Annotated in this window: 9 protein-coding genes and 1 pseudogene; 7 read left to right on the top strand and 3 right to left on the bottom strand. The window is 71.4% G+C overall.

Annotation, left to right across the window (positions count from 1 at the left end; all coding sequences use genetic code 11):
• Nucleotides 1-13: 13 nt before the first annotated feature.
• From ACIA8X_RS06245 to ACIA8X_RS06235, 3 genes are all read left to right on the top strand, one after another.
• Nucleotides 14-1,429 carry an APC family permease gene (locus tag ACIA8X_RS06245; protein WP_399457859.1) on the top strand — a complete coding sequence of 472 codons (1,416 nt, stop codon included), beginning with the start codon at nt 14-16 and terminating at the stop codon, nt 1,427-1,429.
• 100 nt (nt 1,430-1,529) lie between these two features.
• A complete protein-coding gene (locus tag ACIA8X_RS06240; RefSeq protein ID WP_399457858.1) occupies nt 1,530-2,972 on the top strand; it encodes an MFS transporter in 1,443 nt (480 codons plus the stop codon).
• Between the two features lie 135 nt (nt 2,973-3,107).
• Nucleotides 3,108-3,956 (top strand): helix-turn-helix transcriptional regulator, encoded by an 849-nt coding sequence (locus ACIA8X_RS06235; protein WP_399457857.1) that lies wholly within the window; start codon nt 3,108-3,110, stop codon nt 3,954-3,956.
• A gap of 20 nt (nt 3,957-3,976) precedes the next feature.
• On the opposite strand, the gene ACIA8X_RS06230 is transcribed toward ACIA8X_RS06235, so the two are convergent.
• A complete protein-coding gene (locus ACIA8X_RS06230) occupies nt 3,977-4,204 on the bottom strand; it encodes a 3-oxoacyl-[acyl-carrier-protein] synthase III C-terminal domain-containing protein (protein ID WP_393451813.1) in 228 nt (75 codons plus the stop codon).
• Between the two features lie 43 nt (nt 4,205-4,247).
• A pseudogene (locus tag ACIA8X_RS06225) lies at nt 4,248-4,511 on the bottom strand (helix-turn-helix domain-containing protein); the annotation flags it as partial.
• 142 nt (nt 4,512-4,653) lie between these two features.
• Between ACIA8X_RS06225 and ACIA8X_RS06220 the strand changes: the two are divergent.
• From ACIA8X_RS06220 to ACIA8X_RS06210, 3 genes are all read left to right on the top strand, one after another.
• Nucleotides 4,654-7,308 (top strand): CocE/NonD family hydrolase, encoded by a 2,655-nt coding sequence (locus ACIA8X_RS06220; protein WP_399457856.1) that lies wholly within the window; start codon nt 4,654-4,656, stop codon nt 7,306-7,308.
• Entirely contained in the window at nt 7,305-8,171 is an 867-nt protein-coding gene (locus ACIA8X_RS06215) for an ABC transporter permease (RefSeq protein ID WP_393451807.1), read from the top strand. Before ACIA8X_RS06220 ends, ACIA8X_RS06215 begins: the two co-directional genes overlap by 4 nt.
• A gap of 147 nt (nt 8,172-8,318) precedes the next feature.
• Entirely contained in the window at nt 8,319-9,884 is a 1,566-nt protein-coding gene (locus tag ACIA8X_RS06210; protein WP_399457976.1) for a von Willebrand factor type A domain-containing protein, read from the top strand.
• Here the strand turns inward: ACIA8X_RS06210 and ACIA8X_RS06205 are convergent.
• Entirely contained in the window at nt 9,875-10,495 is a 621-nt protein-coding gene (locus tag ACIA8X_RS06205) for a chorismate mutase (RefSeq protein ID WP_399457855.1), read from the bottom strand. The two genes, ACIA8X_RS06210 and ACIA8X_RS06205, sit on opposite strands and share 10 nt — an antisense overlap.
• Nucleotides 10,496-10,630: 135 nt before the next feature.
• Between ACIA8X_RS06205 and ACIA8X_RS06200 the strand changes: the two genes are divergently transcribed.
• Complete coding sequence (locus tag ACIA8X_RS06200; protein WP_393451801.1) at nt 10,631-12,565, top strand: AMP-dependent synthetase/ligase; 1,935 nt, start codon at nt 10,631-10,633, stop codon at nt 12,563-12,565.
• Nucleotides 12,566-12,571: the final 6 nt, after the last annotated feature.

The following is a 12,571-nucleotide window of genomic DNA, read 5'->3' as shown; positions in this document are numbered from 1 at the left end:
TTGCATCCCCCTCGTGACCGACACCCTCACCCCCGCCGAGGGCGCCGTAGTCGAGGCGTCGGACGGCCCCCGAAAGCTCCACGGCCCCCAGCAGCTCAAGCGCTCGATCGGCGTGGTCGGCGGCACCCTGCTCACGCTGTCCTGCGTGACCCCCGCCTCCACCCTCTTCGTGGTCGTCCCCGACCTGTTCGGCTCGCTCGGCACCGCCACCGCCCTGACGATCGCCATCGGCTCCCTGCTCTGCGTCGCCGTGGCGTTCTGCTACTCGGAGCTGGGCACCCTCATCCCCAGCGCGGGCGGCGAGTACGCGATGGTGTCGACGCTGGCCGGGCGGCTGGCGGGCTGGCTGGTCTTCGTGCTGTCCCTGCTGGTCGTCATGATCGTCCCGCCGGTGATCGCGATGGGCACGGCGGACTACCTCGCGCCGATCGTCCACCTCGACCCGTCCCTGGCCGGTGCCGCCGTCATGCTGCTCGCCACCCTCGCCGGCCTGCTCGACCTGCGCGCCAACGCCTGGATCACCGGCGTCTTCCTGGTCCTTGAGGTCATCGCCGCCGCCGTCGTGGCGGTGCTGGGCTTCGCGCACGCCGAGCGCGGCCCGGACAGCCTGCTGTCGATGGAGGTGGCTGGCCCGGACGGCCGTACGGACCCGGTGACCGCCCTGCTGATCGTCTCCGGACTCGCCATCGCCCTCTTCGTCACCCAGGGCTTCTCGACCGCCGTCTACCTTTCCGAGGAACTGGAGAACCCGCGCCGCAACGTCGCCCGCACGGTGCTGGCCACCCTCGCCATCTCCGCCGTGATCATCCTGGTCCCGGTCGTCGCCATCACGCTGGGCGCGTCGGACCTCGGCGAACTGACCGGCGGCGACATCGGCACCATGGTCACCGCCTGGTCCAACTCCGCGGTCGGCACCTTCGTCAGCCTCTGCGTGGCCCTCGCGATCATCAACGCGGGCATCGTCATGGTCATCCAGAACTCCCGCGTGCTGTTCGCCTCCGCCCGCGACAAGGCCTGGCCCGAGCCGGTCAACCACGTCCTCGCCAAGCTGGGCCGCTTCGGCTCCCCGTGGGTCGCCACCCTCGCGGTCGGCGTCCCCGGCGCCGCCCTGTGCTTCGTCGACCTCGACACCCTGTACGGCGTCACCGGCGTCTCCGTGACCGGCATGTACCTGCTCGTCGCGGTCGCCGCCCTGCTCGCCCGGCGCGGCGCGCACCGGCACACGCCCGCGTGGCGGATGCCGCTGTGGCCCGCGATGCCCGTCCTGCTGATCGCGGTCCTCGGCTACGTCCTCACCCGGCAGGAGACGGCCCATCTGCTGTGGACCGGCGGCATCACGGCCGCCGCCACCCTCTACTGGGCCCTCTACCTCCGCCCGCGCCGCGAGACCCGCTGGCTGGTGACGGTGCCGCAGGACGCGCGGGCGTGAGGCTCCTCCCGGGGAGGGTGGCACTGCGGGTGACACCCTCCCCGGGAGTACCGTCAGGTGGGTTCTGGCTGGTCGGAGCGTTGCGGCCCAGCCTTGGAGCATGACAACCGCTGACACCGCCTCGACCGCTGCGGCCCCGCAGCAGTCCGCCGCCGTCCGGATGGCCGGGCGTCAGGTCACCGCCCTCGTCGTCCTGCTCACCTCGACGTTCATGATGGCCGCCGACTTCTCCGTGCTGAACGTCGCGCTCCCCAAGGTGGGCGTCTCCCTGGGCTTCAGCACCGGGAACCTCCAGTGGATCACCACGACGTTCGCGCTGTGCGCCGCGGGCTGCACGCTGGTCTTCGGCCGCGTCGGCGACTACGTCGGACGCCGCCGCGTCTTCATCGTCGGCATGGTCGTCCTGGCCGCCTCGTCCCTCCTCGGCGGCATCGCCTCCTCGCCCGGCATGCTCCTGACCGCCCGTACGCTCCAGGGCCTGGCCACCGCGGCCGTCCTGCCCTCCGCCCTCGCCCTGCTCACCACCGCCTTCACCGATCCCGCCCTGCGCACCCGCGCCCTGGGCCTCAACAGCGTGATGATGAGCTCCGGCTTCAGCGTCGGCGCGGTCCTCGGCGGTGTCCTCACCGACCTGTTCTCCTGGCGCTGGGCCTTCTTCATCAACATCCCCGTGGCCGTCGCCGCGATGCTTCTCGTCCCGGTGGTCGTGCCGGAGAGCAGGGCCGAGGCGCGCAGCCGGATCGACCTGCCGGGCGCCGTGCTGATCACCCTGGGCCTGTTCGCCACGGTCTACGGCGTCACCCGCATCGGCGAGGACGGCCTGGACGCCGTGGCGGCCGTCGCCACCTTCGGCGGCCTCGTCCTGCTGGCCCTGTTCTGGGTGGTGGAGAGCCGCACCGCCGAAGCCCTTGTGCCGGTGCGGATCCTGAAGAAGCCCGAGGTCGCGTACGGCAACCTGGGCGCCCTGTTCATCTTCAGCGGCGAGACCGCGCTGATCTTCTTCACCGGCCTGTACGTCCAGAACGTCCTCGGCCTGTCCCCGCTGGCCGGCGGACTCGTGCTGCTCGGCATCGGCGTCGGGCAGATCATCGCGGGCACGGTCGGCCCGCGCATCCTCCAGCGCGTCGACCCGCGCACCTTCCTCGGCATCTCCCTCGCCCTGCAGGGCGCGTTCATGATCCCGACGGTCTTCGCGGGCGACCAGTCCTGGTGGCTGGCCCCGCTGGTGGCCACCCAGTTCGTCAACGGCTTCTTCTCCATGACCGCCGCGCTGTCCTTCATGGTCATCGCCACCTCCTCCGTCGACACCGACATGCAGGGCATGGCGACCGGCATGGCCACGCAGAGCCAGCAGGTCAGCGCCGCCATCGGCATCCCGCTGGTGAGCACCGTCTTCGTCGCCGTCATCGGCACCGGCGCGGTGAGCACGGCCGAGGAACTGCACGGCATCCAGGTCGCGGTCGCGCTCGTGGCCGTCGTCCAGATCGTCGTCGGCACGCTGCTCTGGGCGGTGCTGCGCCGCAAGGGCGCCGAGCAGCGCTGACCGCCTCTACCGCGAGGCCGTCGGACCGGCGGCCGGGAAGGTGAAAATCCCCCGCGCCTTCCCGGCCGTCCTCGCGTCCCGGCCCGCCTTCGAGGCCAACTTGTCCATGCTGTACGGCACTTCATACTGGGAAGGATGGACCCCATAGTGAACACGGACCTCGGCAGCTATCTGCGCGAGATGCGCCAGCGCGTACGGCCCGAGCAGATGGGGCTGCGGGCGGGCGGCGCGCGCCGGGTGCCCGGGCTGCGGCGCGAGGAGGTGGCCGCGCTGGCCGGGGTGAGCCAGACGTACTACACCCGCCTGGAACAGTCGCAGACCGCGCACGCCTCCCCGCAGGTGCTGCTCGCCATCGCCCGGGCCCTCGACCTCGGTGACGACGAGCGCGACTACCTGCTCAAGATCGGCGCCCCGGCCCCCGAACCGGCCCGCCTCGCGGAGCCCGTCGACCAGGTGAGCCCGTACACCCGCATGCTGGTGGGGTCGCTGGGCAACGCCGCCGTCGCCGTGCTCAACTACCGCTGCGACATCCTCGCCTGGAACAGCCTCTACCACCGGCTGTTCGCGCCCCACCTGGACCTCGACGCGCCCGGCCACGCCGAAGACCGGCCCAACATCATCAAACTGAACTTCCTCGACGCCCACGTCCGGGCCCTGTACGCGGACTGGGCCACCGAGTCGCAGTCCAACGTCACCTATCTGCGGTACATCTCCGCAGACCACCGGCACGACCGGCAGCTGGCCGGACTCATCGGCCAACTCACCATGCAGAGCGAGGAGTTCGCGCAGCTGTGGGTCAGGCAGTCGGTGGCGAACTGCACCGAGGGCAGCAAGCTCTTCGACCATCCGGTCGTCGGCGAACTGGAGTTGATGTACCAGACGGCCGACCTGCCGGACGGCAACATCCTGAAGTTCTACCACGCGGAGCCGGACTCACCGCATGAGGCGGCGCTCCGGCTCCTGAACGTGGACGTGGAGGTGTGACTACCGTCGCTGAAGCGCGGTCACCCCGAAGGTGAAGCCCGACCCGGCGGTGGCGCGATCACCAGATCGCCTGCACCGATCCTGCCGTCGCGCTCCAGCTCCTCCAGATTGACCAGCGGATCGGCGCTGCCGATGTGCCCGTTCTGGTCGTACTGGAAGACGCTGCGGGCGGGATCCACCCCGAGGGCGTCGAGGAAGGCGCGGTGCGTCTCCTGGTTGGGCGAGGTCCTTGCCGGACGCCGGCCCATCGGACAGGGCGGCGGGCAGCCGGTACCAGAACAGCGCCAGGCGCTCGTCCGGCCCCAGCTGGAGGGCGTCGGCGAGGCGGGTGAGCGTGTGGACGGTGAGTGGGACCTGTGCCCCGCTCTCCAGCGTTCGGTACCAGCGCTCGCTGACCCCCATGCGCTGGGCGACCTCCCGCTGCGGCAGGGCCTTGCCGCGCTCCAGCCGCCGGCCCGCCTCGGCGCGCCAGGCGCGCAGGAGGGCCGGAAGACTCAGAAACGAGGCACGCGTCGCGTCCTTCTTCACCGTTTCGGGTCCGTGCACGCTGCTCATGGACACCCCCAATGAGCTCGCGTGCTGCCATCGCGTACCACGGCTGGTGTACGCGGGCACCCGTCCCTACACCCGTGGGAGGTCGGAGGGTTCGGCCTCTGGTCGATAACTTGCCGACAGGTTCGCCCCGTACCGTTGACGCATGGATCTTCGACTGCCCGGGCTGCGCGCACTACGGGGGCCGCGGCGGCTGCTGGCCGCCGCGGCCGCCGTCGTCGTCATAGCCGGTGCCGGGACATGGACGGCCGTCGCCGGCGAGGACGCGCCGCAGGTGCACAGCACCGACCGCGTCATGAGCATGGGGGACGGGGTCCGCATCGACACCTCGTACTTCACCTCGGGCCCCTCGGGCCGCCGCCCGGCCGTCCTGCTGGGCCACGGCTTCGGCGGCAGCAAGGACGACGTGCGGCAGCAGGCCGAGGACCTCGCCCGGGACGGGTACGCCGTCCTCACCTGGTCCGCCCGCGGCTTCGGGAAGTCGACCGGCAAGGTCGGGCTGAACGACCCGAAGGGCGAGGTCGCCGACGTCTCCAAGCTGCTGGACTGGCTGGCGCAGCAGCCCCAGGTCGAGCTGGACAAGGCCGGCGACCCCCGGGTCGGCATGGCGGGCGCCTCCTACGGCGGCGCGATCTCGCTGCTGGGCGCCGGGTACGACGACCGCGTGGACGCCATCGCCCCGGCGATCACGTACTGGAACCTCGCGGACGCGCTGTTCCCGAACGGCGTCTTCAAGAAGCTCTGGGCGGGCATCTTCGTCAACTCGGCAGGCGGCTGCGACAAGTTCGAGACGCAGATCTGCGAGATGTACGACCGCGTCGCCGAGTCCGGCACCCCGGACGCCGCGGCCCGCACCATGCTGGAGGAGCGCTCGCCGTCGGCCGTCGGCGACCGCATCAAGGTGCCCACCCTGCTCATGCAGGGCCAGACCGACTCCCTCTTCCCGCTCGGCCAGGCCGACCAGGCGGCGAAGGCCATCCGGGCCAACGGCGCCCCCGTCGACGTCGACTGGATCTCCGGCGGCCATGACGGCGGCGACATGGAGACGAGCCGGATCCAGGGGCGCGTGAAGTCCTGGTTCGACCGCTATCTCAAGGACGACAAGGGCGTCGACACGGGCCCGGCCTTCCGCGTCACCCGCACCCTCGGCACCGGCACCGGAGACGGCGAGCCCCGCCTCAGCGGCGTCAGCGCCGACAAGTACCCCGGCCTGGCGGGCAAGGAGCGCGAGATCTCCCTGGCCGGGCGCGAGCAGAGCTTCGCGAACCCGGCAGGGGCCAGCCCGCCCGCCGTATCGGCCCTGCCCGGATTCGGCAGCTCCGGCGGACTCGCCCAGCTGTCCTCGCTCGGCGTCGGGGTGTCCCTCGACTTCCCGGGCCAGTTCGCCGCGTTCGAGTCGGCGCCCGTCCGCGAGGATCTGCAGATCACCGGGTCGCCGACGGTCACCGTCCATGTGAAGTCCACCAGCGACGACGCCGTGCTCTTCGCCAAGGTGTACGACGTCGGACCGGGCGGCCAGGGCCAGCAGGTGCTCCCCTCCCAGCTGGTCGAACCCCTCCGCGTCGAGGGCGCGAAGGCCGGCAAGGACGTCACGATCACCCTCCCGGCGATCGACCACGAGATCGACGACGGCCACCGCCTGCGCCTGGTCCTCGCCTCCACCGACCTCGGCTACGCCTCCCCGACCGCCCCGGCGACGTACACCGTCTCCCTGAAGGGCGAACTGTCCGTCCCGACGGCGCTCGGCGACACCGACACCGCGGCGACGCTGTCCGCCTGGGTGTGGTGGCTGCCCCTCGCGGGCGCCGGGATCGCGCTGGCCCTGCTGGCGACCGGACGGCGCCGCACCAAGGCGCCCGCCGCCCCCGACCCGGCGCTGGCCGAAGTGCCGCTCCAGATCACGGACTTGAGCAAGCGGTACGCGAAGTCCGCCGACCGTTACGCGGTCAGGGACCTCTCCTTCCGGGTGGAGAAGGGCCAGGTACTCGGCCTGCTCGGCCCGAACGGCGCCGGAAAGACAACGACCCTCCGCATGCTGATGGGCCTGATCAAGCCGGACGGCGGCGAGATCCGCGTCTTCGGCCACGCGATCGCGCCCGGCGCCCCCGTGCTCTCCCGCGTCGGCGCCTTCGTCGAGGGCGCGGGCTTCCTCCCGCACCTGTCCGGCCGGGAGAACCTGGAGCTGTACTGGCAGGCCACCGGCCGCCCGCCGCAGGACGCCCACCTGGACGAGGCCCTGGAGATCGCGGGCCTCGGCGACGCGCTCGCCCGAGCCGTCCGCACCTACTCGCAGGGCATGCGCCAGCGCCTCGCCATCGCCCAGGCCATGCTCGGCATGCCGGACCTGCTGATCCTCGACGAGCCGACGAACGGTCTCGACCCGCCCCAGATCCGCGAGATGCGCGAGGTCATGATCCGGTACGCGGCGGCCGGCCGCACGGTCATCGTCTCCAGCCACCTGCTGGCGGAGGTCGAACAGACCTGCACCCACCTCGTGGTGATGGACCACGGCAAGCTCGTGCAGGCGGGCCCGGTCGGCGAGATCGTCGGCTCGGGCGACACGCTGCTGGTCGGCACCGGCGCGCCGGTGGACGAGCCCGTCGTAGAGAAGGTCGCCGCCCTGCCGGGCGTGGCCTCGGCGGTGGGCACCGACGACGGCCTGGTCGTCCAGCTCGCCGCGGACGGCAGCGCACAGCGCCTGATCGCCGAACTCGTCCGGCTGGAAGTCCCGGTGGAGTCGGTGGGCCCGCACCGCCGCCTCGAAGACGCCTTCCTCACCCTGATCGGAGACTCCGCATGAGCGGCACGCTGACGGACCGCGCGGAGGTCGCCGACGGCTACCGCGCGGGCCGCACCCTGCCCATCCGGGTCGAGCTGGTCCGGCAGCTGAAGCGGCGCCGCACGCTCGTCATGGGCGGCATCCTGTTCGCCCTGCCGTTCGTCCTGCTCATCGCCTTCCAGGTGGGCGGCGCACCGGACTCGCGCAACGGCGGGGCCGGCCTGATGGACACGGCGACGCTGTCCGGGGCGAACTTCGCGGCGGTCAACCTGTTCGCCTCCGCGGGCTTCCTGCTCGTCGTCCCCGTCGCCCTGTTCTGCGGGGACACGGTCGCCTCGGAGGCCAGCTGGTCCTCCCTGCGCTATCTGCTGGCCGCGCCCGTGCCCCGGGCCCGCCTGCTGTGGTCCAAGCTCGTCGTCGGGCTGAGCCTCAGCCTGGGCGCGATGATCCTGCTGCCGGTCACCGCGCTCGCCGTCGGCACGGCGGCGTACGGCTGGGGACCGCTGGAGCTCCCCACCGGCGGCTCACTGGCCGCCGGCACCGCGGCCCAGCGCCTGGTGATCACCGTGGCGTACATCTTCGTGTCCCAACTGGTCACCGCCGCCCTGGCGTTCTGGCTGTCCACGCGGACGGACGCACCGCTGGGCGCGGTCGGCGGCGCGGTCGGCCTGACCATCATCGGCAACGTCCTCGACGAGGTGACGGCCCTCGGCGACTGGCGGGAGTTCCTGCCCTCGCACTGGCAGTACGCCTGGCTGGACGCCGTACGACCCCAGCTCGACTGGACCGACATGATCCAGGGCACGTCCCTGTCGATAACGTACGCCCTGGTGCTGTTCGCGCTGGCCTTCCGCGGTTTCGCCCGCAAGGACGTGGTGTCGTAGGTCAACGGAAGATCACCCACCGGTCTCGAAGGGCCGCCCCCGTGCCCTCTTCGAGACTCATCCGCAACGCTCCGTAGCGCACGTTCCGGCCCCCTGGCCCGTCACAGTCACAGAAGTCGACGGCAACGGACCAAGGGGGCACGGATGATGGAGCGGTACCGAGCACAACGAATACGAGGCCTCCTGGCACTCAGCGCGGCGGCGGGCCTGCTGCTCACCGGCTGCGGCGCGAGTGACAGCGGGGACTCCTCGGCGGACGACAGCAGCTATGCCAGCGGCTTCCCGGCACCGGACTACCCCGACAGCACCGGCGGCACGGGCGAGCAGAAGAACAACGACGGCACCGACGACACGGACGACTCGGAGTCCCGCGAGTTCGCGCCCGCCCCCGACTACCTCTCCACCTTCGCCCTCGACGTCGACACCGCCTCCTACGGCTACGCGCGCAGGTCCCTCGCCGACGGCCGGCTGCCCGACCCGTCGACGGTCCGCCCCGAGGAGTTCGTCAACAGCTTCCGCCAGGACTACGACCGCCCCGACGGCAACGGTTTCACGGTCACCGTCGACGGTGCGCGCACCGACCGCGAGGACTGGTCCCTGGTCCGCGTGGGCCTGGCCACCCGCCCCGCCGCGGACTCCGGCGAACGCCCGCCCGCCGCCCTCACCTTCGTCATCGACATCTCCGGTTCGATGGCCGAACCGGGCCGCCTGGACCTCGCCAAGGACTCCCTGGGCGTCATGACGAACCGGCTCCGCGACGACGACTCGGTCGCGATCGTCACCTTCAGCGACGAGGCGGAGACGGTCCTGCCGATGACCCGCCTCGACGGCAACCGCGACGACGTCCACGACGCGATCGACAGCCTGGAACCCACAGACTCCACCAACCTGGGCGCAGGCATGGAAACCGGCTACGAAACAGCCGTGGAAGGCCTCCGTGAGGGCGCCACGAACCGAGTCGTCCTCGTCTCCGACGCCCTGGCCAACACCGGCGACACCGACGCGGACACCATCCTCGAACGCATCGCCTCCGAGCGCCGCGAACACGGCATCACCCTCTTCGGCGTGGGCGTCGGCAGCGACTACGGCGACGCCCTGATGGAACGCCTGGCCGACAAGGGCGACGGCCACACGACGTACGTCTCCTCCGAGGACGAGGCCCGCGAGGTCTTCTGCGAGGAACTCCCGAAGAACATCGACCTCACGGCCCGCGACGCCAAGGCCCAGGTCGCCTTCGACGAAACGACGGTCTCCGAGTTCCGCCTCATCGGCTACGACAACCGGCAGGTCGCCGACGAGGACTTCCGCGACGACAGCGTAGACGGCGGCGAGGTCGGCCCCGGCCACACGGTGACCGCCCTCTACGCCGTCCGCACCCGCCCCGGCACGGAGGGGCACCTCGCCACGGCGACCGTCCGCTGGCTCGACCCCGGGTCCCGCGCCCCGCACGAGGAGTCGGGCCGGCTGGAGACCGGCGCCCTTGATTCCTCCGTCTGGAGCGCGAGCCCCCGCTTCCAGGTCACGGCCACGGCCGCCTACTTCGCCGACGCCCTCCGCCTCGGCGACGACCGCTGGACGGCGCTGCCCGGCTCCGCCCACCTCGGCGAACTGGCCGACCGCGCCGACCGGTTGGCGACCACGACCGAGGACCAGGACGTACGCCACCTGGCCGACGCCATCGACCGGGCGAGCGACCTCACCGGTCAGGACTGAGCGCCGCCCACGCACACCGAGGGCACGGCCCGCTGGAGCCCCTTCAGATGCAGGACGTCCAGTTCGTGGCCGTACGCCGACCGTACGGCCGCGACGTACAGCCGCGGCTCGCAGGACGGCGAGGTGCGCGTGCGCTGCGTGTCCTTCAGCGCGTCCAGCAACTGGGTGGTGATGCGGTCGAGCACCGGGCGCACCTCCTTGACCAGGTCGGGGCGCTCGGTGGGCCGCTCCTCGGGGTGCGCGTCCCAGCGCGCGTACAGGCCGCGCTGCACGAGCTTGTTCGCCTCGATCTGGTCCCGGAAGACCGCCTGAGTGGCCTTCGGGTCAAGCCCGAGCGAGGTCGCCCGCGCGGCGACGTCGTCCAGGATCTGCTGCTCGCGCACCGGGTCGTCGATCGGCTTGTCGGTGCCGTACTTGGCGGCGGCCACCTTGTCGGCGACGAGCAGCCGTTCGGCGAACAGGTCGGTCAGCGAGGTGAGTCCACGGTGGGACACGGATACGGCCGCCGGTGCCGAGGCATCGCTCCCGGCCACGGCGGGCGCGGCGGCGGAGAGCAGCACCGCCGTGGAGACGGCGGCCACCAACAGGGTCCGCGTACGTCGGTTTCGCACAGGGCCCGTCCTTTCACTGGGGGGTGCGATCAACGTACCGACGCACATGTGCCGAGTACGGGCCGACCCATTGACCTTCTGTTACGCACTAGTAAGTTGACTCCCGAGTAAGTCCGACTGGCACCGGGAGCCGACATGGGCGTACGCAAGGACCTGAAGCGGGCGAAGCAGCGCACCGACCTGATGGAGCGCGCCAAGGTCGAGATCACCAAGGACGACCACGGCGTCGTCCGCGAGGCCCGCACCCCACCCCTCGCGCCACCGTCCCTCACCGGCACCACCGCCGACCTCCCCTACACCAACGCGGCCGAGGCCCCCGACGCCGTGGCCCTCCGCCGCAAGCAAGGCACCACCTGGCACCCCGTCACCGCCACCGCCTTCGCCCGCGAAGTCACCGCCGTGGCCAAGGGGTTGATCGCGGCGGGACTCGAACCCGGCGGCCGCGTCGCCGTGATGTCCCGTACCCGCTACGAGTGGACGGTCCTGGACTTCGCCATATGGGCCGCGGGCGGCCAGACCGTTCCCATATACGCCACCTCCTCCGCCGACCAGGTGGAGTGGATCGTCCACGACTCGGGCGCCCACTACGTCATAACCGAGACGCAGGAAAACACCGAGACGGTGAAGACAGGCACGGCAGATCACCAACAGCCCCCGCACATCTGGCAGTTGGATGCGGCGATGCAGGAGGCCGGCGCTCTCGCCACCCTCACCGCCCTCGGCCAGGACCTCCCCGACGACGAAGTCACCAAGCGCCGCGCCGCCCTCACCCCCGACACCATCGCCACCGTCTGCTACACCTCCGGCACCACGGGCCGGCCGAAGGGCTGCGTCCTCACCCACGGCAACCTCCACGCCGAGGCCGCCAACACCGTCGAGCTGCTCCACCCGATCTTCAAGGAGGTCACCGGCCAGGACGCCTCCACCCTGCTCTTCCTCCCGCTCGCCCACATCCTCGGCCGCACCCTCCAGATCGCCTGCCTGATGGCCCGCATCGAGATCGGCCACTGCCCGAGCATCAAGCCCGACGAACTCCGCCCGGCGTTCAGGGAGTTCCGCCCGACCTTCCTCGTGGGCGTGCCGTACCTCTTCGAGAAGATCCACGACACCGGCCGCGCGACGGCGGAGAAGATCGGCCGCGGCGCCTCCTTCGACCGCGCGGACCGCATCGGCGTCCGCTTCGGCGAGGCGTATCTGAACAAGTTCCTGGGCACCGGCAAGGGCCCCGGCCCCGGCCTCTACGCCGCCTGGGCCCTCTACGACCTGCTGGTCTACCGCCGTATCCGCAAGGAACTCGGCGGCCGTATGCGCTACGCCATCAGCGGCGGCTCCCCGCTGGACCGCAACCTCAACCTGTTCTTCTACGCCGCCGGCATCATCGTCTACGAGGGCTACGGCCTGACGGAGACGACGGCCGCCGCGACCATCGTCCCGCCCCTCAAGCCGCGCCCGGGCACGGTCGGCCGGCCGGTCCCCGGTACCGCCGTGCGGATCGCCGAGGATGGTGAGGTGCTCATCAAGGGCGGCATCGTCTTCGGCTCGTACTGGAACAACCCGGCGGCCACCGACGCCGTGCTGCGGGACGACTGGTTCGCCACCGGCGACCTCGGCTCCCTCGACGAGGACGGCTACCTCACCATCACCGGCCGCAAGAAGGACATCCTGGTCACCTCCGGCGGCAAGAACGTCTCCCCGGCCGTCCTGGAGGACCGGCTGCGCAGCCGTGCGCCGATCGGCCAGTGCCTGGTCGTCGGCGACAACCGCCCCTTCGTCGGCGCGCTGATCACCCTCGACCCCGAGGCGGTCGCCCACTGGCTCGCCGTACGCAAGCTGCCCGCCGACACCCCGACGGCCGACGTGATCCAGGATCCGAGGATGCGCGCCGACGTCCAGAAGGCCGTCGACTACGCCAACGAGGCCGTCTCCCGGGCCGAGTCGATCCGCGCCTTCGTCCTGGTCGAGGGCGAGTTCAACGAGGACAACGGCATGCTCACGCCGTCCCTGAAGGTCAAGCGGCACGCGGTGACGGCGGCGTACGCGGACGAGATCGAGGCGCTGTACGGCAAGTGAGGGAAA

Origin of the sequence: Streptomyces sp. NPDC051738 (assembly GCF_044453205.1) — a bacterium.
Taxonomy (GTDB): Bacteria; Actinomycetota; Actinomycetes; order Streptomycetales; family Streptomycetaceae; genus Streptomyces.
The sequence above is the reverse complement of the archived record's forward strand: the minus strand, read 5'-3'. Positions and strand labels throughout refer to the sequence as shown.